The organism is Vulcanisaeta distributa JCM 11216 (assembly GCF_001315985.1).
In the GTDB taxonomy this organism is placed as follows: Archaea; Thermoproteota; Thermoprotei; order Thermoproteales; family Thermocladiaceae; genus Vulcanisaeta; species Vulcanisaeta distributa_E.
The window spans coordinates 15,207-38,745 of the sequence record NZ_BBBI01000021.1; the positions used below are offsets into that span (position 1 = coordinate 15,207).

The window sequence follows — 23,539 nt, forward strand, 5'->3', positions numbered from 1 at the left end:
CATATTAACTTCGTTTAACGCCATACCACGTGTCCTTTGATAAGGCTGGTTACCTGATTGGTAGGAACTTCGTATACCCTGATTATAGGATTCAATTCCCCAGGCACTACGGTTATGCCCTGAGGCACCTAAGGGCTCAAGTAAGGGTTAAGGCTAATGAGAAGGCAATAGAGGGGGGGCTGGCGGAATATAACGTCGATGTACCACTAGGCAGGGACTATATTGAGTTTGATGCCGCCGAGATGAGGATAGTGTCGGTTAAGGTTGATGGACGAGACACCAGGTTTGAGTACGATGGCAGGACGCTGAGGGTATACCTTAGCCCAGGTAGCCACATGGTACAGGTGGGTTACGAAACAAAGCCCAGGAAGGGTCTCTACTTCGTATTGCCAGACGAGCATTACAGGGATAGGGTGCCCATGGTTTGGACGCAGGGTGAGAGTGAGGATAATCATTACTGGATACCAATGCCTGACTACCCAAATGTTAAGTTCACAAGCGAGTTATTAATAATAGTTCCGAAGACCTGGACCGCGGTTTCAAACGGTGTTTTAGTGGAGACTAGGGACCTAGGTAATGAGGTGTTGTGGCACTGGCGGTTGGACAAGCCTCACTCGGCATACCTCGTGGCCCTTGCGGCTGGTGAGTTTGAGGTTGTTAGGGAGGATTGTGATGGAGTAACTATTGAGCACTACGTGCCTAGGGGGTTACGGTGATAGGGCTAGGTTTAGCTTCTATAGGACGTGTGACATGATAAGGTTTTACAGCGAGTACACGGGCGTTAAGTATCCATGGCCCAATTATAAGCATGTTGCCGTTAGTGAATTCATTTATGGCGGTATGGAGAACACCACGGTAACCATAGTCACAGACACCACGCTACACGATGAGCATGCCCACTGCCCAGGGTCCAGGTTCCCATGCCCAGGCATGGAGGACTTCACATCGGATGGCTTGGTCGCCCATGAACTTGCTCACCAGTGGTTTGGTGATTACGTGACGACTAAGGACTGGGCTAATATATGGCTTAACGAGGCCTTTGCCACGTACTTTGAAGCGCTCTATATGGAGCATGCCAAGGGACGTGATGAGTTCCTATACGAGCTTTACCAGAACCTCAGGAATTACCTCAATGAGTACGGCAATAGGTACGCAAGGCCAATAGTCACGAGACTATATAGAGACCCTGAGGAGATGTTTGATAGGCATACGTATGAGAAGGGTAGCCTAGTCCTGCACACCCTCCGTAACCTACTCGGTGATGAAACCTTCAGGAGGGGCATAAATCTGTACCTAACTAGGCATGCCCATGGTAATGCCGATACGGAGGACCTCAGGAAGGCCCTCGAGGAGGTTTCTGGGCAACCGCTTGATTGGTTCTTCACCCAGTTCGTATACTCATCAGGTCACCCCCCCGTTATTAAGTATTCCTGGGGTTATGACCCAGGTAATAAACTTGTTAAACTAAGTATTAGCCAGGCCCAGGGGGGGGATGACTCATACCCAATCTATAGATTACCTCTAGAATTCGAGATTAAGTACCCAAGTGGTAAGGTCGACATATTTAAGTTTGAATTGAGTGAGAGGGAAGCCACGATATACATACCAGCCAGCGAAAGGCCACAGTACATATGCATTGATCCTCAATTCAAGGTAGGCGTTAAGTCCGTGAGCGCCGATAAGGGTGTTGAGGAGGCCATTGCAGAATTAAGTAGTGAAAACATGCCCTGTAGAGCTTGAGCTAGATGCATTGACCAGATGGTAGTACCAGGGCTGTTGAGGGGGGGTTGAGTAGGGCATTGATGAGTGACCCATTCTGGGGGGGTGTCAGAGCTGAGGCCGCCAGGGCACTTGGTAGTAGGTACGGAGGACGCACTCAAGGCGCTACTCAACGCATTGAATAATGAGAAGCACCCAAGGGTTAGGCAAGCCATCGTGGAGGCCCTGGGCAACTTCAAGGGTAATGGGGGGGACGTGGCTAGGGTACTTACGTCAATCCTTGAGAATACATCCGAGAGTTACTACGTCAGGTCAAAGGCCGCCCAATCACTTGGTAAGTTGGGGGGGATGCTTGATTACGTTGGAGAGCTCATTAAGGCCCTCGATTACCCAAGCCATAATTACGTAATAACCCAGGGCGCGCTACAGGGGCTTTCCGAACTGGGCACTGATGAGGCGATTGATACATTAGTTAGGTATACGGAACTCGGTAGGCCAACCCTCGTTAGGATGGTTGCGACCCAATCCCTGGGTAAGTTCGTGGGTGTTAGGAGGGTTTATGATAGGATTAGGGAGTTGCTTAAGGACCCGTATTACAGGGTTAGGTACGCCGCCGTGGCGGCTGTGGAGAGTTCCCTGGACCCGAGGTTCCTGGATGTTCTCGACGAATTAGCCAGTAGGGACTTGGATGGCCGTATAAGGCGTTATGCGAGGGACGTTGCCAGGAAGATTCGGGAGCAAATGCAGAGGGGGTGTTGAGTATGCGAGGTTGAGGGAGGAGATTGAGAGGATTAGGGAGGAGCAGAGGAGGATCATGGATAGGCTGGACAGAATGGAGGCGAAGGGCTAGCCCATGACTTTAGCCACATAGGCTATGTAATTACCTGACTTAGCCAATCTCTCCACAATGTCGTAATTACCATATAGGATCTCCTCAAACCTCGACCTCAACTTCTTCGGCACCACAATCTGCAATAGACCACCGGGTTTGAGGTGGTCCTTCGCCTCGATTATCAATCTCCTATTTAAGTCGAGACCCGCCGTTATTGGTGGGTTTGAAATGATAGTATTAAACCTCTCACCCTGGACTGCGCTGTATAGGTCACTTAGTCGAACTTCCGCATTGTCCACCCTATTAATCTTAATGTTAATGGCTGCTAATTTAACCGCGAGCTTGTTTATGTCGACCATGACTACCCTACCCCCCCTCGGCGCTAGCTTCGCAGCCACAATACCGAGGACCCCCCCATAACCACATCCCATGTCGAGTATGTCCCAATCATTCATTATAACCATGTTCTCAGCCAATAACCTAGTCCCTGCATCCACGTCCTCGTTCGAGAAGACCCCCCCAGGTGCCAGCACAAAGGTTAATGGAAACCCCCCCTAATCACGGTATGGATCCTCCTGACCCTCATCTCCTTAAAGACTGGTTCCCTATCGTAATAATGCATCAATACTCCAAAGACCCTTAGGGGCAAGCCTTTTATCCCTTTCATTGTCTTCAAGAGGAACGGTTTTTAAGCACACCACAGCCGGCAATGGTGATGAGGAAATCACTATTCATTGGTTACCTACTGATTTACGTATTCTCAGCATCATTTAATTACTTCTTCGTGAAATTCGGATTAAGATATGCAACGCCATTGGGCTACATGACGATTAGGTACGCAATAGCCGGGGGGGCCTGCTGGCCATGGCAGCTGCATTAATCAATGGGAAGTACTACGTAATACTGAACAGGGACCTAGCCCTCCTGAGCCTATTCTCATCATTAAGCACGGCGCTTTGGGCCTATGGCCTGGTTTACATAGACCCAGGATCATCAGCCATATTCGGCTACACAATGCCCCTATTTGCAATACCGCTATCGATCATACTAATCCACGAGAGGCCAAGGACTCTTAACGTTATTGGAGCGGTTGTTGGGTTTATTGGCGTTATTATTTATGGTGCGTCCTCGATAATGAGGGGGGGCGTCTCATTAATTGGTGCGTTGCTCACGGTGGTGAATGCCATATTTTGGGCCTTATACAGTATATACTTTAGGAGGTTGGGTAATAATGATGGGTTGATTGTCGTGTCCAACATGTTCATAGTTGGTTCAGTACTACTTGCCGTAATGGGATTATTACTTGATGGTCTCAGGGCGTTCACGAGTATTGAGTGGGTGCTGGATTCATCGATAATTTACTGGGCACCTCCGTGATCGGTGGTGCGGTTCTGTTTCTCGTTTGGTACCTACTTGTTAATTCTATTGGGGTTGCTAACTCAACGCCGTATATATTCACAGTCCCTGCGTTGACACTCGTGCTTAACTACTTAATAATGGGTATTCAACCAACCATACCGGAGATTATCGGCTCAGCCGTAATGTTTATCGGTATTTACCTCGCCTCGACCTAGCCGTGACTCATTGGCGTACTAAAAATTTTTAAGTAATTAGCTTAAGCGGGTTCTTGCATGGCCACATTAACAAGGTCTAAGCAACCGAGGAAGCAGAGGAAGGCGTTATTCAATGCGTCACTCCATGTTAGGCATAGGTTAATGACTGCAAGGCTTAGTGAGGACCTACAGAGGCAGTACGGCGTTAAGAGATTGCCTGTTAGGAAGGGTGATACCGTGCTTATACTCAGGGGGGTGACTTTAAGGGCGTTAGGGGGGGTAAGGTTGTTGATGTTGATTTGAGGAAGATGAGGATTTACGTGGAGAACGCAACCCTGAAGAAACCGAGTGGCGAGACTGTTTATTACCCAATACACCCGTCAAAGGTCATGATTGTTGAGCTAGACACAAGCGATAAGAGGAGGCTTGAGGCCATTGAGAGGGCTAGGAAGCAGCGCGAGGAGTACCTGAAGAAGCTTGAGGAGGCTAAGGAGGCCAGGGCGTTGAGGAAGCCTGAGGTAATCGTCGTTGGTGGTCAGGGCGGTGGCAGTGAGCAGAAGCAACAGTAAGCCTTTAAATGGGGGGGTTCCCCCCCACGGTGATGCCTAATGCCCAGTAGACACTTAAGGCGTTATCAAGCACCTGAGTGGTGGCCGATATCGACGAAGGAGGCCGTGTGGGTTGTTAGGCCGAGCCCTGGACCGCATCCACTGGCTAAGTCATTGCCGCTGGCATTACTCGTTAGGGATGTACTTAGGTACACGAAGACCCTCAGGGAGGCTAGGTACGTAATTGGTAAGGGGGGGGTTGATTAAGGTTGATGGTAGGGTAAGGAGGGATTACAAGTACCCAGTGGGTTTGATGGATATTGTTGAGATAGTACCAACCAATGAGGTTTACCGAATGGTTCCACACCCGACTAAGTTCCTATGGCCAGTACCAATAGGCCAGGAGGAGGCTAGGTATAAGCTTTGTAGGATTGAGAATAAGACAATGGTTAAGGGTGGGCAAATACAGCTTAACCTGCATGATGGCAGGAACCTACAACTACCCTATGAGGAGGGCAGTAAGTACAATACGCTTGACTCAGTACTCATTGACATTAACGAGGATAAGATCGTTGATTATATAAAGCTTGAGCTAGGCTCGCTGGGCTCATTGTTGATGGTAAGAACGTGGGTTACTACGGCAAGATAACCGAGATAATACAGACCTATAGGAAGAGGGAGTCCACTGTGAAGATTGTGACAAGTGATGGCAGGGAGGTCAGGACAATAGTGAATTACCTATTTGCACTGGGTAGGGAAAAGCCCTCAATAACAATAATGCCGCAACAATTAACGCAATCTCAATAAAATTTGACCACGATATTGATACTTGCGGATTTTCTAATGACCCTATTAATTAATGTTTTAGCAATATCAAGCTTTATTCTCTTTACATTATCGTCTCTCTTCACGACCTTGCCTGGATTAAAGCCATAAATCCTAATTTCCCTGGCACCCATGTAATAAGCAAGATAAACAGCCCTGTCGCCATCGGTAAATCCAGGGATCAGTAATGAACAACCCCCCCTAGGCCATACCTGAACCGTAGGTAGTAACTTCCTAACTCTGGACGCGTACTTAGGGTAATGCGTAATGTTATCTCCGTGCGCATGACCAAGCACTAAGCAATTACAATCAATTAGTTCCTCAGGCATGAAGTCAAAGTCCGTAATAGCAATGTCAGGGCTTAGTCCCCAATCACGAAGAAGCCTAACCGAGTAGCCCTCAACCGCGATCAACAGACCATCACCACCAGGCCTTACCTCGGCTGGCGGCATCACTATATTAACCACATCCCACCGGAACTCCCTTAGATCACCTTCATACTTGCAAAAGCTGGGCGCCAGCTCGGCCGCCAGGTAATCACCCTTAAAGTTTAATTGGGGGGGAAGCATTGCCATGTAGTAATTCCTAATTAACAACCACTCCATTGGGTCAAGAACAATGCCGCCACGCATTTTAACCTCAGTGCCTGCATTACATTAGCATGTTTATGCCTACGTCAATACCAATATCCTTAAGCGTTAAGCCATACTTAACCTGTGTAAACTCCCTCCTAAACTCGATAACCTCCTTCCTAACACTACTCGGGTCCTCCCTCCTTATGAGGACCCGCGCCATGAATTCGGCAATAACCCTCATCTCATCCTTACCCATGCCGAACCTAGTCATCTCCTGAACACCAAGCCTAAGTCCACTTGGGTCCCTGAAACCCTTGTCCCAGGGAAGCGCGTTCCTATTTACAATAATATTAGCCTCCTCAAGTAAAGCCGCTGTTTTCGTACCGCCACCAATCTCCGAAACATCGACAAGTACCTGGTGCGTTCTTGTGAAACCCTTGTTCTCAGCAACAACCCTGAAACCCACCGCATGTAATTCCTCTGCCAATGCCCTTGCATTATTAACAACCTGCTCTGCGTATGCCTTACCGAACTTCATCATTTCAATGGCAGTTACGGCAGTAGCGGCATACCTATGATGGTGATAATTAGAGGTTAGCCCAGGGAATACGGCCTTCTGAATCGCCTTAAATAAGTCCTCCCTGTTGGTGAAGATTACGCCGCCTTGGGGGGGTCCAGGGAATGTTTTGTGGGTCGATGATGTCATGACATCAGCGCCCAAGTCAAGTGGATTTGGAAATGCGCCGCCAGCTATTAAGCCAAGCACATGGCTGAGTCATGTAGTAATACCGCATTAACCTCATGAGAGACCTCGAGAAGCTCCCTCACTGGATGTGGAAATAGGTATACAGAACCACCAAGTATCACAATCTTTGGCTTAACTTCCCTAATCAACTTAATGCTCTCATCAACATCAACGTTGAACTCCTCATTATCCCATGGCAAATCCACAACCTTTAACCTGAAAATTCCAGGCGCGCCGGTTGTTTTATGGCTTATATGACCACCTGAGTTAAGTGGTACCGACACTATAGTATCACCGGGTTGCGCCAAGGCTGCATATACGGATGCATTAGCTATAGTTCCAGATATAGGTCTAACATCAACGAACTTGGCATGGAATAACTCACCCATTAGGTTTGCGAGGAGACCTTCAAGCTTATCGATATACTTAGTGCCTTGGTAATACCTACTACCCAACGTACCCTCGGCATACCTGCCCTCCATATCATTTAAGTAAATGTACTCGGCCAGTGGTGACATTACGTTCTCGCTGGGTATGAGGTTTATCGTCTCTAGCCTACGCCACCTGTTATGCACCTTCACTATACTTAATACGTCATTCAGGCTGAGTCCGGGTCTAATGGCATTTACTAAGGTTTAACGATAATCTATTAAAGCTTTAATGCCCTGCCCACTCGGCCTATTCTTAGGGTATTACGGAGCGGTGGATTAATTAATCTCTATAGTATGTATAAACATGATGTCTACTGTTAATAATGACATTAAGTTTCTGGATGTTGTAAAGGCTCTTGAAAGTATTGAAGCAACCACGCAGAGAACCGTGATGGCGAAGCTACTTTCAACACTCCTCAAGAAGACCCCCACCCAACGTTATTGATAAGGTCATCTACTTCATACTCGGCCAGTTAAGACCTGACTGGGAAGGCGTGGAGCTCGGTGTGGCCGAGAAGCTCACCTTTAAGGCCATTTCTAATGCCACAGGGGGGGTATCCGTTAAGCAGGTTGAGGATCTTTACAAGAGACTTGGTGATATTGGCGAGACGGCTAGGAGAATAATGAGTAGTAAGCCTCAGCAGGGTGGTGGTAAGTCAATACTTGAGTTCTTCGGTGGTGGGGGGGGTGGTGAGGAGTTAACGATGGGTAAGGTCTACGATACGTTAATGTCGATAGCCAGGGCGAGCGGTGAGGGTGCCCAGGACACTAAGGTTAAGCTCCTGACATACCTATTCTCGAGGGCTAAGCCTGAGGAGGCTAAGTACATTGCCAGGTTCGTAATTGGTAGGCTGAGGCTTGGTGTTGCTGACATGACAATACTAGATGCCTTGTCCGATGCCTATAAGGTGTCCAGGGACGCCCTGGAGAGGGCTTACCATATTTATCCAGACCTTGGTTATATTGCTAAAATGGTTGCTCAGGAGGGTCAGGATGCCCTGGGTAAGATACACGTAACACCTGGTGTACCAATACAGCCAATGCTTGCGGAGAGATTGAGCACAGCCACCGAAATATTGGCTAAGCTTGGTGGTACCGCAATGGTTGAGTATAAGTATGATGGTGAGAGGGCCCAGGTGCATAAGACCAGGGATGGCGAGGTTAGGATCTTCAGTAGGAGGCTTGAGAATATAACTCATGCATACCCAGACGTTGCTGAATACGTTAAGGAGGCTATCGATGCTAAGGAATTCATTGTTGAGGGTGAAATAATAGCTATTGACCCAGACACGGGTGAGTTTAGACCCTTCCAGGAGTTGATGCATAGGAAGAGGAAGCATGATATTAAGGAGGCTATGAAGGAGTACCCAGTTAATATATTCCTGTTTGATGTCATGTACGTCGATGGTCAGGACCTAACGAACCTACCACTCATTGATAGGAAGAGGAAGTTGCTTGAGATCCTTAAGCCCAGTGAGTATGTTCACTTGGCGACGTGGAGGATAATAAATGATGCTGAGGAACTTGATAAGTTCTTCCATGAGGCTATAAGTGATGGTTGTGAGGGCGTGATGTGTAAGTCCATTAAGGCTGACTCTATTTATGAAATGGGCGCCAGGGGGGGTTGGCTCTGGATTAAGTATAAGCGTGACTACAGGAGTGAGTTGACGGATACCCTGGACCTAGTTGTCGTGGGCGCCTTCTGGGGGGGCCGCGGTAAGAGGGCTGGCACATACGGAGCGCTGCTCATTGCGGCCTATGATCCAAAGACCGATCAGTTCTACACAGTGAGTAAGGTGGGTAGTGGATTCACTGACGAGGATTTAGTAAAGCTTAAGCAGATGCTTGACCCGTATAGGATACCTCATAGGCATCCAAGGGTTGTTTCCAAGATGGAGCCTGACGTGTGGTTCGTGCCTGCCGTGGTCCTTGAAATAATTGGTGCAGAAATAACCCTAAGCCCACTCCATACTTGCTGCATGGGCGCCGTTAGGCCTGACGTTGGTTTGGCCATTAGGTTCCCAAGGTTTACGGGTCGTTATAGGACGGATAAGTCGCCGGAGCAGGCAACGACTGTTGATGAAATACTCGAGATGTATAAGGAGCAGAAGAAGGTAAAGGTTGAGGAGGGTGCCAATCCATAAAATTCATTGCTCACCGCCTTCCTCCTTCAATACCCTTTCTAGCATCCACCTCGCCGCCCTGATTATCTCCCTGAGTCTCTCATCACTCCTGTAATTCTTAATGACCATACTGACCACGTTATCGCCATCAAGCTTAATCTCATAATTAAAGGCCTCCTCACGCCTTAATTGCCCATCCTTAACCAACTTATCATCCTCCTGCTTAAAGCCCTCAAGTATCTTATCCCTGAAGAACCTCCTGAAGGCCGTGTTATCCTTATTGAAGGGCTTTATTGGCTTAATGCTCACCCCCCCATTCTCATAAACCTCGACAGTACCCAATAACTCATTACCAACCCTAGACCTAATCTCCCTGGTCTCCACCAACTTACCAAGGTCCTGCGGCCTACTGACCAGTTCCGTGGCAGGGACTATTGACTGCGACTTAATTATACTGTCAATTACGCTCTTGATCTCATTCAAGAGGTTAAGCTCCTCCTGAAGCTCCTTAATCCTACTGTCCAGTTTATCCCTAAGCTCAAGTAACCTCTTTACATCCACCGCATTATCCACGGTTAAGAATTAATAAGTCCAGTTAATAAAGCTACGCGTGAATAATAAACCAATAGTACTCTCAATAGGTCATTTAAACCTGGACATTTATGTGAAGACTGATGCGATACCAAGGCCCGATGAGTCTGTTGACGCATATGAGACATACATGGGTGGTGGGGGGGGTTCCGCAGCTAATTTCTCAGTTGCCGTGGCTAGGCTTAGACTTGGTTCTAGATTTCTTGGGTCTGTGGGTAATGACCAATTTGGTGATATGTTGATTAAGGAACTGGAGACCGAGGGTGTGGACACAAGGTTCATTAAGCGTATTAGTCATGAGAGGACGGGCACCGTAATAGTCATTGTCGGCCTTGACGGCTCTAAACGAATGATTAGGTACTCAGGAGCTAACCTGGGATTGACGCCCAGCGATGTGGACACTGGCGCTATGAATGGTGTCTCGCATATACACGTTGCCCTTGGTAGGACCGAGATAATCGATGCCTCAAAGCGCATTGCTAGGTCCATGGGATTAACAATATCCGTTGATGGGGGGTACGTCGTTGGCTAAGAAAGGGCTTGATGTGATTAGGGATGTGATGAATGATGTTGATATTTGGTTCATGAATAGCTTTGAAGCAAAGGAACTGGGCCATTCGGAAAATGTTGTCAGGGCCGCGGAGAACATAGCGAGTAAGGTTAGGGTTAGGGAGTTAATAGTTACTCTTGGTCCTCGTGGCGCATTACTTCTTAGGGATGATGAGGTTAAGTACTCGGACGCATTTAAAGTTCCCCCCCTGTGGATACCACAGGCGCTGGTGATACATTCGCAGCCGCCTACGTCGTTGCCTCGATACTCGACCTAGACCCAATAGATAAGCTTGTCTTCGCTAACGCAGCAGCATCGCTTAAGGTCACAAGGAGAGGCGCTAGATCATCGCCTAGGTTAAATGAGGTCGTTGAATTCCTGGAATCCCTCGGTTATGTCAAACTAGCTAATGAGGTAATGAATAGACTTGGATCTACCTAATCAGCTGGTTTAGTAATGGAAAAAACTTATATATGTAAGGAAACTACTGAGTATTAGGGTTAGGGGGGGATTACCGTGTCTAAGGTTAATGTCCAGGTTAAGGTTAAGTATTGTGACGGTACTTGGTGCAATTTCCAGTACTTCAGGTGCGCCAAGAAGGCACTGAAGGTCGTTAGGCAGGGTAATAAGGTCACCACCCAATGCACGTTATTCGGTGGGTCCTGCATTGGTTATAAATGCCAATACGCTGTCTGTGAGGCGCACGTGATGGCTCCTGACGGTAGGTGCCTGCTTGATCTTAGGAATATGGAGGCTAAGGAGAGGGATATTGTTGAGGAGGCTAAGAAACTCGATCAGCAGGCCTCGGTGATTAATAGGCATTTAAAGAAGCTTGGGCTTAAGGACTACATGTAGATCCCAATGATTAGAATAGTAATATTGACGGCCGGATTAGGCGAGAGACTTAGACCCCCCCTTACTTACTTTGTCCCTAAGCCATATTTACCGCTCCGTAGTGGTTTAATAATAGAACGCATAATAAATTGGGTTAGATCACAGGGTTTGGATTATGATGATATAATCATAGTAACTGCATACATGGCCGATAGAGTACTTTCATTATTGAAGGATACGTTGATTGGCGTCAAGTTCGTCGTTGCCGATCAATTACTGGGTACTGCTGGGCAGTTATGGTATGTGCGGGATTTGGTTGATGATAATGATGACGTTGTTGTAATAAATGGTGATGTAATAACCAGTGTATCCCTGGCAAAGGCCTTTGAGTATCACAGGTCGAGTAACGCGGATGTCACAATAATCTCGATTAGGTACAAGATAACCGCTAGGTATGGGGGGGTACTTGATGTGGGTCCCGGTGGTGAGTTCAGGGGTTGGCTTGAGAAACCCACAATTACCTTACCAATAGTTGTTGGTATGTACGTGATGAAGGGTTCATTAATTAGGAGATTGAACAAGGAAAGACTCGATATGAATAAGTACATTGAGAATTTGCAGAAAATGGGCCTAAGAATCATGGTATTCCTATCAGATGGCGATTATGTAGACCTTGGGGGGGTACCTCAGGACTACTTGAATTCATTAGTACCGTGACCATTAATCAATAAATCAATGAACGCAACATATATAAAACAATAAAGTATATGAATTACCAATAATGTCCAGGGCTGTTTGTCCAGGGCTTGAAAGGACCGCAAGTGGTTATGTGTGTACTTATGCACAACGCCCAATTAATCCATTCCAGTGGTATTGCTTTGGCGATTATTTTGAGTGCCCAATATACGTACAGTACATGAAGACAAAAAGTGCGCAAGCAAAGGCTGAGGTCAAACCATCACAAACTGTTCAACCATTACAGCAAGCCCAACAACAGACACAACAGGTAGTTACAGCTCCAGTTACTGTGACTACTACACGTGTTGAGACCACGGGTGACGCTGAGGACGAGTTAATTAGGAATAGCGAGTCAATAATATCAAAGTTCGAGGGCAATGCTAAGGCGCTTAATGATAAGTGGAAGGATTATGAAAACTCCGTGCAAGCAACCAGGCAGAGCTGGGAGTTAGAGAAGGCTAGGCTAAAGAGATACATTATTATTCTTGAGAGAATTCGTAATAAGTATAGTGAGGATCTTAAGGAAATTGAACTCAGGAAGAACATGGGCCTTATTAACGATGATGCCTATAATAAGCTTAGAGACAGTATTCAGAAGAAGCTTGATAAGATTAGCGATAAGCTTAAGGAGCTAAACTCTAGGTATCAGGATGTTGAGACAACAATAACACAGCACTACAAGAGACTTTTGATGACTACGGTAACGCCCGAGGTCAGTAAGCTCAAACTCTCGCTGGCCAAGCTCGAGGAAATGTATAGGGATGGTAAGATTAGTAAGGAGGTTTATGAGAAGCTGAAGGCCGAGATTGAGGGGGGGGTGATATCATGAGCGAGGAAATGCTAAGGATCTATGAGGAACTGTTAAGGCAGATTAATAAGACATATGACAGTTATACAGAACAGGTAAAGCGTTTGAATAGTATGTGGTCTGATTACAAGACCGCGGTTAGTAATGTTAAGAGAAATTGGGACGCCGATAACATATTATTAGCACTTAGGGTAAATGAACTCAAGGCTAGTATTGATTCAATACGCGAAGAACTTGACATGCTTAAGGTTAAGAGGGAACTTGGACTTGTTGATGAAGAGGAGTACTCAAAGTTATCGACTGAATTAACAGATACATTAACAAAACTAACTAATATGTATGATGAAGCTAAGTCTAAAATTGATGAAATTGATAAGGGCATTAAGGAACACTGGTTCAGGTCAATGGATGTAACATCGTTAACCACCGAACAAGTCGATAACATGATTAAGGAGCTTGAGGATAGTAAGGCTAAGGGTGAAGTACCTGAAGATGTATATATCAGGGTTAAGGCGGACCTAGAACTTGTAAGAAGAGTTGTTCAAGCCCTAGCACTAATAAAGACGGAAACAAAATCCTAAACTAACTAAATAATGTTCATTAGATTAAATACTAAATTTATTGAGATTTCATATTTTTATTTAATGCTGAGGAGTTTAGTCTATGTAATTTAACGGCCTCCTTATACGACCTTATTATGCCGTATAGGCCAATTATACCAACCACCGATATCACCAGTAGGAAGCCTATGTCTATTGCGTCTAGGTTTGGTATTGGTATCCCGGTGCTTATTGCCCAGGCATCAATTTGTGGCAGGAATATTATTAATAAGCCAACTAGGGCAAACACGATTCCTCCGTAATAAAGCGTTATTCCCGCTGTCTTCCTACCAACGTACTTAACCTCCTCCTCCGTGAACTTCTTAGCCCTTAGCAAACCGCCAAATATTGCACCAAGTATTATCTGCATTATCATTGTGCCTATACCAAACATTAAGCCAGGCAATGGCGCATACCAAATGCTTGGCATCTGCGGAGCAAGTACAAACGTTATTATAGATGCGTAAGCACCAAAACCGAAGCCTGCTATTAATCCATGGACAATGGTCATCTTTATCGGTACCTCCCTTGGGTGGGCCTCATGAAGCGGTATTCTCCTAGCCTCATTAGTGTGGTGCTGGCGTCCACCAAGCAGTACATCAATTGGTAGGTGGAAGTACCTGCCCTTTAATATGTATGAACCCGCTACCGCCATTACTAAACCAACTACGAAGTAGACTGGCCCATCTAGGTTATACTTCATGTAGAAGTAGGCGAGCCCTACATAACCTAATGTCGTTAAGAGGGCCCTCTGTATTGTGAAGCCCAGTGAGAATAGGAAGCCTGCCTTCATGCCTCCCTTTGTACTATATTCACCAACTGCGTAGCTGAAGGTTATCGGCATGTGTGCTCATCAGGTGTTATTCCATGAAGCATTCCTAGAAACAGGGACACTATTAGTATTTCAATGACGGGTAGTTGGCTTGGCGGGTGCAGCAGGAAGTTTATGTTGAATATTCCAAGCCCAAGCACCACCATGGCTAGTGCAAGCAATACTAGGTTCGCCGATTGTATTAGCCCAATTCCTGTTTTTGGCATCATTAGGGTTACCCTAAAGTTGGGATTAATAAACCCTTCTTCAGCAGTTAGTTTTATAAATTGATATCGGATCAGTTATCGATTTAGAGCATGCCTAAAGATAGGTTAATTAGCAATTCTCGGGATAATGAGGTAGGCATGAGAGGTCTTTACACGTACATGAGTAATGAGAAGACTAGGGTCGCCCTATTCTCATTACTAGCGTCAGTGCTAATAACCGCTATGAACATAATCGCATGGCTACTCACGAATTCCCTCGCAGTCCTTGCAGAGGCCATGCACACATTCCTTGATATTCTCGTAACAACGATAACGTTAATTGCCGTTAATGTAGGCTCCAAGCCTCCCGATAAGGAGCACCCATTTGGCCATGGTAAGGCTGAGAGTATTGGCGGGCTTTTTGGCTCTTTATTCATAATCGTGGCTGGCATACTCATTGGGTATGAAAGTGCTGAGCGCATAATAACTAGGACGCCGTTTAGCCCCGATGTTATTGCCATAATCGTTATGGCAATAGCGATAGCCATTGACGTAAATAGGTCAAGGGCATTAAGGAGGGCAGCGACTAAGTGGAATAGTAGGGCCCTTGAGGCTGATTCTTACCACTTCCTGAGCGATGTAGCCATCGAGGTTTCCGTCGTTGCCCTTATGATCATTGGCCTATTAATGGAGAGATTTAGAGTTGGCTTATTTAATGAGTGGGGGGGTACTACGATTGATGCCTTAGTCGCCTTTGCAATAGTCATTTACTTCTCAATAATTGGTGCACGTATAATGAGGACCTCAATAGATGAGTTAATGGATAGATCCTCTGAGGAACTTACTAATAGGGTCGCTAACATAGCTAAGTCCGTGCAAGGTGTCGTCTCGGTGAAGGACATTAGGGCTAGGAGGATTGGTTCAATAGCGCATATAGAGGTTACAATAGGTGTTTCTGATCATTTAGGCATCGCTGAGGCGCATAGTATTGCTGATAATGTGGAGTCAGCGATAAGGCGTGAGGTTGGCCCATCAATAGTCATGGTCCACGTGGAACCCGAGCTCCGTGAAAAGATAGAGAGGGCGCTCGCCAATGTCGGTGATCCGTTAATTATTAATATTCATGAATTGAACATTATGAGGTCGCAAAGTGGTGCAATAGTTAGTATGCACATGGTTATTAGGGGGGGCGATGCAAAACTAAGCGATGCCGATAAAGCCATAAATGAGGTGAAGAATATCATAAGGCAGATATTACCCAATGCCTTGGTTTGGGTTCACCTTGAGCCTGACATGAAGATAATAAATACGGATGATATAAGAAGAATTGCTGATCTTGTTTGCTCTAAGTATGGTGGGCATGTCGGCGATATTAACGTTATCAATATTGAGGGTGTTAATGCCATACATATTCTTGTGTATTTACCGCAGAATATGAACATTGTTGAGGCACATAATGTGGCCACCGAAATAGAGAGCGAGATAGCTAAAATCTATAGCATGCCTCATCATGTGACTGTTTCGGTACTACCCGATACCAAAGCCTTATAACCTATTGTCTATATCACAAGTATGATCAATGGTGCACAGAAAATTCGTGTTTGTATTCAATAGTATGGATGAGGCGTTAACGTTCATAGAGACAATTACTAATAAGATCAAGAGTAAGGAGCTGCTTATTCGGTACGATGTAGGTAATGGCATTAGGGTTTGGGTTTCAATGCAGGGTGAACCTCATGAAATTGAGCTTTACTCCATGGAGATCAAGCGTGCTTATAATGATATTAAGTTAATGAGAGGTAAATTCGGCGTCCGCACATACGACATTTCACTAATACTTAGTAAGGCCAGACTTAGTGCCGCCATACCCATTGACTTGATAATCGACCTTCTCCACATTAAGGGCATAAATGCCGAGCTAAATGGCTCTAAAATAAGAGTTGTCGGTGATATTAAGCTTGAGGACTTGGTAAATCTCGTTGAAAGAATATCTAATATCTATAATGAGTTAATTAACGTTGATGTATCCGCACAGGCCAAGAGAATAATCACGCTCTATTCATTATTAATGAATATAGATACCAAGGGTAGCATTAGGGATTTACTCGATAAAGGATTACTCTCTAGGTATGGTGATACGGATTTGATCGTGCTTTCCATGGATTATAAGCACGCATTATCTAAACTACAGGAAATTACGGAGAGTAGGAGTAATGCATATTAAGAGGAATGTACTAATACTTGGCATTACGTAATGAGCAATAGTGAATATACCGGGCTTAAGGAATTACTATTGAAGCAGGTAATTCAGCAATACATAATGAATCAATATCCCTGGGGGGATCATAACAAGGCCACTAACACCAATGGCATTAGTTATACTATCAATAGCGTATGCAGTAACGGTTGCAATGCTCATGTTAAGCATGATGCAGATAGCGATGCTGATTAAATATGGTATAGTAAATTTAATGTATATGAGGGTACACGGTAATAGGGTTCATGAACGCGATAAAGCCAATACCGTGCCGGCGCATAAATTACCATTCGTATCCATACTAATACCCATTAAAAATGAGAATATAATGACCATAGAAAGAAGTCTGCAGGCCATAGCATCGCTTAACTACCCTAAGGAATTATTTGAGGTTTTATATATAAGTGATGACCCTGAGTATTACGTAAACAGCCTTACGAAGATAATAATCCCCCCCATGTCACGTAGGCTAGGTATAAATGTTAAGGTACTACGCAGGACAGTTAATAAGGGCTATAAAGGCGGTGCCCTTAATTACGGTATTAAGCATGCCAAGGGCGATGTAATCGCCGTATTTGATGTAGATACAATAATGCCCAGTGATTATCTTCAAAAGGCTGTGATCGCATTATTGAATGGCTATGACGCAGTCACTGCGGTGTGGAGAGGCTATTACACAGTTGATAATTCAGTTTCAAGACTTTTGAAATTCATGTATGACCTGTATAGCGATGTTTTCATAAGGGGTAGATTTCTCGGCAATGGTTTCCCAATAATAACCAGCAATAATTTAGTGATTTGGAGAAAGGTCCTTGACCTTGTTAATGGATTCTGCGAATGCACGGGCGAGGACCTTAACCTTACTATCAAATTAAGGTCAAGGGGGGGGTATAGGATAGGATTAATAGATTCCATTGTTTACAGTGAAGTACCACAGACATACCTAGCATTTAAGAAGCAATTTAGTAGATGGTTATTTAATGGCATTTGGAGCTTAAAGCATGATTTAAAACTAATACTAACATCTAGGGAGGTCACGATTTGGGAAAAGATAGATAGTATACTCTGGATGTTGCAGATCCCAAGTACGTCCTTTGTTCCCTTATCAATACTAATAACAATAGTATTATCAGTAATAGGTGTTTTAATTCCACCAATATCAATAACTCTTCTCGAGATATTAAACACCTCAATCTCAGCGATTTTAGGCATAATCCTACTGCTATTCTTTAAGAAAATGGGCTATAAAACTTGGGATTTTCTGACGAACATGGCAAAGGCAATTTCACTTATGATACTTATTTCATTTCCAATGCTTGTTTACTCAATAGAATCATTAATAACTGATGAGTGGGAATGGATACCAACGCCAAAGGGACCGTCTCCTCACCATATGCGCATAGGTTCGTTTAAAGACTTAGTACATGAACTTTTCGCCATTTTAATTTTGGTAATAGCTATGGTAGTCCTCATTCTCTATAAGCAATTACTAACAACAATATATGTGCTAAGCATAATGTTAATAATGATGTATAGCCTTAGATTTACCATACCACAAAAAGCATTAGTTAAGCAATAGATAATAAGGGGATGCAGGAGCATTACGGTAGGGCATGGATATTATGTATGATGCAATAATAGTCGGTGCTGGACCGGCAGGATCTATTGCAGCCTACGTGGCTTCAAAACTTGGATTTAAGGTACTTATTATTGATAGATTTCGCTTTCCAAGGTTTAAACCCTGCGGTGGAGGATTAACCCAAAAGTCCATTTTATTGCTAAGGAGCCTTGGTCTTGACTTAAATGGTGTAGTTAGGGATGAGTGCCGCAGAGTCGTTGTTATTAATAGTGCAGGTTCTTTCATCCTTACAGACAATGACCCAATAATAACCGTGGTTTCTAGAGACGAATTCGATAATTACCTACTATCCAATGCCCTGGAGCTGGGTACTGATTATATCGTAGATAGGGTGGTTAGTGTTCGTACTAATGGGGGGGACCACGTAAATGTTATTGGCATGGATAACACGTATATTGGTAGATACGTAATAGCGGCTGACGGCGCTAATTCCATAGTTGCCAAGTACCTTGGCAATGACATAAGGAGAAATACAGCAATGGCATTTATGACCATAGCACATGGGAATTACTTTGATAATACATGTGTAATAGATATGACGAGAATTAAGTGGGGGGGCTACTCATGGATATTTCCGAGGGGGGGTGGTGGTGAATATGATGTTGGTATTGGTTCGATACATTGGGATAACTATAGGGCTCAATTAATTAGGTATGTACGTGACGCTGGATTACGGGAAGGGGAAATACGTGGTCACCCTATACCGATTAAATCCCGCGAAAGAATAACCTCTAAGCGCATAGTCCTGGTTGGTGATGCTGGTGGGTTTGCAGATCCAATCACGGGGGGGAGGGCATTTTCTACGCCATGTATAGTGGCGCCTTGGCTGCATTGGCATTAAAGCATTCAAGCAACCCAACTGAGTTCGTAAATAATTACCTGAGGTCCATTAGGCCATTAATTAAAAACTTGTCATTGGCGTATTACTTATCACTGGGCACCTATGGGATTGATCATTTAGTTATGGGAAGGCTCGGCTTGAGCGCATTCTCCGTGGCCAGTACCAGGAATTTAATAAAGAAGGTAATGAAGGGAGGTACTTGGTACTATCAAATGCCAATTTCCATCATTAAATTCTCAATATCGAAGGGACCTCGGTTAATGCTCGAAAAAATACTACACGGATGATTTTTAGATTATCAATAGAGGGTAAAGCCCCCCCGTTATTCCTCAGATTCTTCTTCAAACCCTTCAGTTCCCATTTCCTCAGTGCCCTCTGGCGATTCCTGCGAAGACTCGGCTCCTCCTGTGTAACCTCAGCTACAGCGTATGATCTACCAACCCTCGTTATCTTAACCTTAACCTTATCCCCCCCCGGCTTTGTATTGGGCACGAAGATCACGAAGCCCTTCACCCTGGCTATACCGTCACCTCTCTTAGACGTCTCCACTATGCTTACCTCTATTACATCACCAACATTTACTGGCTTAGGACCCCCCCGTGGACCTCTACCCCCCCTACCTCTTTGAAAGTTTCTCCTTCTCGGTCTTTCGGACTCGGACGTAGTAACCGCCTTACAAGTGATGCTGTGCGAGAACCCCTTTATAAATCATTCTGGTTCAATATATTTAAACCACCTCACTAGTGTAGGCATGTGATGAACACCTCTGATTAGGACTCATGACTGAGCCAAGCCCCCCAGACTGAGTGGTTCATTTCATAATTGCATAAGGTATTACGAAACACCAACGATATTGAGTGATTCGCCATCGAGCAGTATTACATGAGGCTCCGCTGCACTATAAGGACCGGCCCTAGACGTGAATATTGTCAAGACCTTATTCCCATGGTTCCACTTATAACCCCCCCGTGGTGTGTATTCGTGGCCTCGAATAATAATCCTTAACCCACTGCTATTGAGAAAGTTTTCCGTTAATACAGGCCCAAATACGTATGTACCTGGTCCTCTAATAACGTTATGTTCATAGTACTTAACTTCATCTGATGGGTCGTTCCATAACAATTGAAATGTTATTTCATTGCTAGGTATTTCGTCGGGTTTTGGTAATTTGGCTATACTATCAATGCTAATGTTGTTTATGGGCAAGCCTCCATGCACTAGGAAGTACTTATCATTTAGGATGACTGATATGGGCATTGCGCAAATACTTCCTTTAACTTATCATATACGTAATCACCATCATAATGTCCAAACTTTCTTAGTAATTCCGTGTAGAAACCATACTCGTAATTCGTCAACGGTGATTCATGATTACCCCCCCTCAATAATATGGCCTTATGCTCAAGAAAAAGCCTTAACGCAAGGTATAGCGTCTCTATTTGATGCTCGCCCCTATCCACGTAGTCCCCAAGCATTATGTAAATCCACTTGTCCGGTGAATAATTATTTATTATTCGTAGTAGCGTATCCACATCGCCGTGTAGATCACCGATGATCACGGCCTTATCAGCCGTAATCCTGAGCAATGGCTCGTACGTACTAAGTTCACTATATACCCTATCAATATTCTCCTTAAGGAATCCCTTAATTGTTAGGATATCCACGTTATAACGTATTAATATGGAATTTAAATAAGTTATACCTAGGTTCAGGGACTGGTAATCGACGTAGTGACGATCAAAATCAGTTGATAAGTTTTTAAATTTTAATTTCAATCATTAATTAAATGAATGCGCTTGAGATACTAGTGAGGATTAGAAAGATAGTTGAGGATATGGTTAAGGAAACCTTCATAGTAAAGGCGCTTAAGGAAGGCTCAATAATGTCACTCAGCACGGAAGACATTATCAATTTATACCCATATAACGCATACGACTATCGCGTTGATGGCAAGAACATAGATTATATAATTACTGAGGACTCAGTAACACTACTCGCCGACCTTGCCAAGATAAATAATTGGTCTATTGATAACATTAAATATGCAGAATTCAATGACTGCTTGTCAATAAGCGTTAATGAGGGCGTATTATCAGTAACGTGTAAGGATAAAACAATACGTGAGGGAGAGAGGGTTGCGTATGTCGACAAGATGCTAATGAGGAGGTATGGTATTGAAATTAAGTTAAGGAACATTAATGGCGAACAAATAGCACCGCTTGAGAAGTTATTTGAAAGACTAACAAGCATAGATGTGGAGAGCTTAATAACATTACCCATATACTTCGTAATAAACCCAACGCACTTAGGCCTTGATGTCCTAGCTGACACCTACATATACCTCCTGACCAAGGGCTTGAATAGGGTACCCACGAATACTGACGCTGCCGAGTACTTGATAAATAATAATAAATTGAATGACAATTACATAAAGGCGTACGTACTGAAGGAAGATATTGACATGCTTAAGGAGTACTTCGATATCAAAATTAATGAGAAAGGCCATACCACTGAGTATTTAATAAATGGCGAGTATGCCCTTACGGTGTCGACCGTTCAAGGAAGTATTAATCCTAACCTCCTCAAAATAACCTGGATTAATCTAGAAACACTTAAGATTAATGGTATTGGAATAAACCTGATTGACTTAGGAAGCACCAACGTGCTTGATTGCTCAGAGATGCTCATTGAGAAGATGAAGCAGGAATTCCGCGGGATTCTATAGTACTACATTGCCATCATTAAGTACCCTACTTAGCGCCGAATCGTTATTACCACTCAACCTCCTAAAATTCCTTAATACCATACCTGGGGGGGTTCTCATTATTGGTCTAACATAGTCAATACCGATCCTTTGCGCAAAAGCCCTTAGCTCATCATCGCGATACTCAATGGCAACCCTAGACGCTGAACGTAAAAGCATTATTAATGGTTCAAGCATCTCTAAATCATTACTCACTAACAACGGTACTGTTAGTGTGGCAACTATGGTACCATTGAACCCCCCCAATACCTTATTGACGAAGCCCTGGGCAATCTTAGGCACCGCAAATGCGGCATCAATATCATCAACAAGGAATACCCTTGCGTTTGAATCATTATGGCAATCAACAAGCTTTATAGACTTAAGCCCAAGTTCATTGTATGAGTTTACATAGGCCACCGGTATCCCTAACTTCCTTAGTCTATTCATTATCGCCAACAACGCCGTAGTTTTGCCACTACCGCTCTCACCCATTATAACCAAAGCTCTTTCTTTCCTCATTATTTTATCCACGGCCCAATTAATGATCTCCTTAATCGATGCGCCAACCAATGAATCCTCGTTAACCCTTCCACAATTAATTACGTAATCATACATCAATTACCAGTAATTATACGAAATAAAATTATCATATACTTACAATAATCGATAATTCATTAAGAATACATGAATAATATAGTTAGGACGAGAAAAGGTATATCCTATGGATTACTCCATCCGAGACTGACGGTGTCAATAATCACGTTATGTTCAGGCAATATAATAAATGTAATGCCTTCAGCTGGAATTTACCTCATATCTAAAGAACCACCTGCAATTGATGAAGGTTATGAATAGGTTAGATGTTGGTGAGAGTATGTTAGTCGTTGATGATTAAAGTATTGATTTTAACAGGGTAGACCAGCACTACATGGTTCTGGCAGGGTTTTCATAGTGTTGACCTAAGAAAGGTCCTTGCAAAGAAATCATTTAAATAGATCGTATCTTGTGTTAAATCGATGACCCTTAAAATCGCTGTTATTGGGTGCAGGGGGGGTTTTGGCAGGGTTCACCTAAATGCATTGTCGAAGTTACGTAATAGGTATGGGTTGGAGATCTACGTGTTTAGCAGGACTGAAGAGTATGCGAAGGATTGCTATAGGGAGTATGAGGCGAGTGGATACTTTACGAGGTATAGCGATGTACTAAGGTCTAATGTCGATGTTGTGGATCTCGTGGTTAGCCATGATGCGCACATGCCAATGAGTATAGCCGCCCTTGAGGCTGGCAAGCACGTGATGCTTGAGAAGCCTATAGCGAGAACAATCGAGGAGGCCATGAGCATCATAAGCATGGTTAAATCAAGCGGTAAGAAATTCATGGTCCTAGAGAACCATTTCTTCGATACATCAGTGTGGAAGGCCAGGGAGCTAATGAGACAATTGGGCAGGGTCTCAATGATAATAGTTAGGAAGCTTCAGTATAACTCGCCAGGTGGTTGGAGGAGGATTAGGGAGTTAATGGGGGGGGTGGTGGTGGCGCTTATTGGATGGGGGGGGTATTCACTACGG

Annotated in this window: 21 protein-coding genes and 8 pseudogenes; 20 read left to right on the plus strand and 9 right to left on the minus strand. The window is 44.4% G+C overall.

Features of this window, described 5'->3' with window-relative positions; translation table 11 throughout:
* The first annotated feature begins 29 nt into the window (after positions 1–29).
* Positions 30–2,569 (plus strand): annotated as a pseudogene (locus JCM11216_RS12395) (M1 family metallopeptidase).
* Here JCM11216_RS12395 and JCM11216_RS12400 read toward each other — a convergent pair.
* The gene (locus tag JCM11216_RS12400) at positions 2,566–3,084 is read right to left on the minus strand and encodes a methyltransferase (RefSeq protein WP_243676289.1); all 519 of its coding nucleotides are present in this window, start codon (positions 3,082–3,084) and stop codon (positions 2,566–2,568) included. The pseudogene JCM11216_RS12395 and the gene JCM11216_RS12400 sit on opposite strands and share 4 nt — an antisense overlap.
* A gap of 182 nt (positions 3,085–3,266) precedes the next feature.
* On the opposite strand from JCM11216_RS12400, the gene JCM11216_RS19795 reads away from it, so the two are divergent.
* The 5 genes and pseudogenes from JCM11216_RS19795 (at position 3,267) to JCM11216_RS12415 (ending at position 5,459) form a co-directional block, all read left to right on the plus strand.
* Positions 3,267–3,431: a hypothetical protein gene (locus tag JCM11216_RS19795; protein WP_243676290.1), complete on the plus strand. Its 165-nt coding sequence runs from the start codon at positions 3,267–3,269 to the stop codon at positions 3,429–3,431.
* On the plus strand, positions 3,416–3,928 hold the full coding sequence (locus JCM11216_RS19800) for a DMT family transporter (RefSeq protein WP_243676291.1): 513 nt from the start codon (positions 3,416–3,418) through the stop codon (positions 3,926–3,928). The genes JCM11216_RS19795 and JCM11216_RS19800 overlap by 16 nt, the downstream gene beginning before the upstream one ends.
* Positions 3,886–4,125, plus strand: coding sequence for an EamA family transporter (locus JCM11216_RS19805; RefSeq protein ID WP_243676292.1), 240 nt, complete (start codon positions 3,886–3,888; stop codon positions 4,123–4,125). The genes JCM11216_RS19800 and JCM11216_RS19805 overlap by 43 nt, the downstream gene beginning before the upstream one ends.
* 57 nt (positions 4,126–4,182) lie before the next feature.
* Positions 4,183–4,673: pseudogene (rplX, locus tag JCM11216_RS12410) on the plus strand (50S ribosomal protein L24).
* 39 nt (positions 4,674–4,712) lie between these two features.
* Positions 4,713–5,459 (plus strand): annotated as a pseudogene (locus tag JCM11216_RS12415) (30S ribosomal protein S4e).
* Here JCM11216_RS12415 and JCM11216_RS12420 read toward each other — a convergent pair.
* Positions 5,453–6,109, minus strand: a complete 657-nt coding sequence (locus tag JCM11216_RS12420) for a hypothetical protein (protein WP_054854395.1) — start codon at positions 6,107–6,109, stop codon at positions 5,453–5,455. The pseudogene JCM11216_RS12415 and the gene JCM11216_RS12420 overlap by 7 nt on opposite strands.
* A gap of 19 nt (positions 6,110–6,128) precedes the next feature.
* Positions 6,129–7,417 (minus strand): annotated as a pseudogene (locus JCM11216_RS12425) (serine hydroxymethyltransferase).
* A gap of 139 nt (positions 7,418–7,556) precedes the next feature.
* On the opposite strand from JCM11216_RS12425, the pseudogene JCM11216_RS12430 reads away from it, so the two are divergent.
* A pseudogene (locus tag JCM11216_RS12430) lies at positions 7,557–9,372 on the plus strand (ATP-dependent DNA ligase).
* A 3-nt stretch (positions 9,373–9,375) separates the two neighbouring features.
* On the opposite strand, the gene JCM11216_RS12435 reads toward JCM11216_RS12430, so the two are convergent.
* Entirely contained in the window at positions 9,376–9,924 is a 549-nt protein-coding gene (locus JCM11216_RS12435) for a hypothetical protein (protein WP_054854396.1), read from the minus strand.
* Positions 9,925–9,961: 37 nt separating this feature from the next.
* On the opposite strand from JCM11216_RS12435, the pseudogene JCM11216_RS12440 reads away from it, so the two are divergent.
* From JCM11216_RS12440 to JCM11216_RS12460, 5 genes and pseudogenes are all read left to right on the plus strand, one after another.
* A pseudogene (locus JCM11216_RS12440) lies at positions 9,962–10,933 on the plus strand (carbohydrate kinase family protein).
* A 75-nt stretch (positions 10,934–11,008) separates the two neighbouring features.
* Positions 11,009–11,347 carry a hypothetical protein gene (locus tag JCM11216_RS12445; protein WP_243676293.1) on the plus strand — a complete coding sequence of 113 codons (339 nt, stop codon included), beginning with the start codon at positions 11,009–11,011 and terminating at the stop codon, positions 11,345–11,347.
* Positions 11,348–11,353: 6 nt separating this feature from the next.
* The gene (locus JCM11216_RS12450) at positions 11,354–12,043 is read left to right on the plus strand and encodes a sugar phosphate nucleotidyltransferase (protein WP_054854398.1); all 690 of its coding nucleotides are present in this window, start codon (positions 11,354–11,356) and stop codon (positions 12,041–12,043) included.
* A gap of 64 nt (positions 12,044–12,107) precedes the next feature.
* The gene (locus JCM11216_RS12455; RefSeq protein WP_054854399.1) at positions 12,108–12,893 is read left to right on the plus strand and encodes a hypothetical protein; all 786 of its coding nucleotides are present in this window, start codon (positions 12,108–12,110) and stop codon (positions 12,891–12,893) included.
* Positions 12,890–13,453 (plus strand): hypothetical protein, encoded by a 564-nt coding sequence (locus tag JCM11216_RS12460; protein WP_054854400.1) that lies wholly within the window; start codon positions 12,890–12,892, stop codon positions 13,451–13,453. The genes JCM11216_RS12455 and JCM11216_RS12460 overlap by 4 nt, the downstream gene beginning before the upstream one ends.
* Before the next feature lie 37 nt (positions 13,454–13,490).
* On the opposite strand, the gene JCM11216_RS12465 is transcribed toward JCM11216_RS12460, so the two are convergent.
* On the minus strand, positions 13,491–14,315 hold the full coding sequence (locus tag JCM11216_RS12465) for a hypothetical protein (protein WP_243676294.1): 825 nt from the start codon (positions 14,313–14,315) through the stop codon (positions 13,491–13,493).
* Entirely contained in the window at positions 14,306–14,512 is a 207-nt protein-coding gene (locus JCM11216_RS19810) for a hypothetical protein (RefSeq protein WP_243676295.1), read from the minus strand. Before JCM11216_RS19810 ends, JCM11216_RS12465 begins: the two co-directional genes overlap by 10 nt.
* 135 nt (positions 14,513–14,647) lie before the next feature.
* Between JCM11216_RS19810 and JCM11216_RS12470 the strand changes: the two genes are divergently transcribed.
* From JCM11216_RS12470 to JCM11216_RS19820, 6 genes are read left to right on the plus strand one after another with little or no spacing between them, the layout of a single operon-like run.
* A complete protein-coding gene (locus JCM11216_RS12470; RefSeq protein ID WP_243676296.1) occupies positions 14,648–16,039 on the plus strand; it encodes a cation diffusion facilitator family transporter in 1,392 nt (463 codons plus the stop codon).
* Positions 16,040–16,067: 28 nt separating this feature from the next.
* Positions 16,068–16,712, plus strand: coding sequence for a DUF2067 family protein (locus JCM11216_RS12475; protein ID WP_243676297.1), 645 nt, complete (start codon positions 16,068–16,070; stop codon positions 16,710–16,712).
* A gap of 30 nt (positions 16,713–16,742) precedes the next feature.
* Complete coding sequence (locus tag JCM11216_RS19815) at positions 16,743–16,940, plus strand: hypothetical protein (protein WP_243676298.1); 198 nt, start codon at positions 16,743–16,745, stop codon at positions 16,938–16,940.
* Positions 16,941–16,965: 25 nt separating this feature from the next.
* The gene (locus tag JCM11216_RS12480) at positions 16,966–18,324 is read left to right on the plus strand and encodes a glycosyltransferase (RefSeq protein ID WP_243676299.1); all 1,359 of its coding nucleotides are present in this window, start codon (positions 16,966–16,968) and stop codon (positions 18,322–18,324) included.
* A gap of 34 nt (positions 18,325–18,358) precedes the next feature.
* Positions 18,359–19,225: a geranylgeranyl reductase family protein gene (locus JCM11216_RS12485; protein ID WP_243676300.1), complete on the plus strand. Its 867-nt coding sequence runs from the start codon at positions 18,359–18,361 to the stop codon at positions 19,223–19,225.
* Positions 19,192–19,512: a hypothetical protein gene (locus JCM11216_RS19820; RefSeq protein WP_243676301.1), complete on the plus strand. Its 321-nt coding sequence runs from the start codon at positions 19,192–19,194 to the stop codon at positions 19,510–19,512. The genes JCM11216_RS12485 and JCM11216_RS19820 overlap by 34 nt, the downstream gene beginning before the upstream one ends.
* Positions 19,513–19,636: 124 nt before the next feature.
* On the opposite strand, the pseudogene JCM11216_RS12490 reads toward JCM11216_RS19820, so the two are convergent.
* A pseudogene (locus JCM11216_RS12490) lies at positions 19,637–19,909 on the minus strand (TRAM domain-containing protein); the annotation flags it as partial.
* Positions 19,910–20,059: 150 nt separating this feature from the next.
* Positions 20,060–20,757 (minus strand): annotated as a pseudogene (locus tag JCM11216_RS12495) (metallophosphoesterase).
* Between the two features lie 254 nt (positions 20,758–21,011).
* On the opposite strand from JCM11216_RS12495, the gene JCM11216_RS12500 reads away from it, so the two are divergent.
* A complete protein-coding gene (locus JCM11216_RS12500; protein ID WP_054854402.1) occupies positions 21,012–21,950 on the plus strand; it encodes a hypothetical protein in 939 nt (312 codons plus the stop codon).
* On the opposite strand, the gene JCM11216_RS12505 is transcribed toward JCM11216_RS12500, so the two are convergent.
* A complete protein-coding gene (locus JCM11216_RS12505; RefSeq protein WP_054854403.1) occupies positions 21,945–22,586 on the minus strand; it encodes an ATP-binding protein in 642 nt (213 codons plus the stop codon). The two genes, JCM11216_RS12500 and JCM11216_RS12505, sit on opposite strands and share 6 nt — an antisense overlap.
* Positions 22,587–22,987: 401 nt before the next feature.
* Here JCM11216_RS12505 and JCM11216_RS12510 point away from each other — a divergent pair.
* Positions 22,988–23,539 (plus strand): Gfo/Idh/MocA family oxidoreductase (locus JCM11216_RS12510; RefSeq protein ID WP_243676302.1); only part of this gene is annotated, 552 nt, incomplete at its 3' end.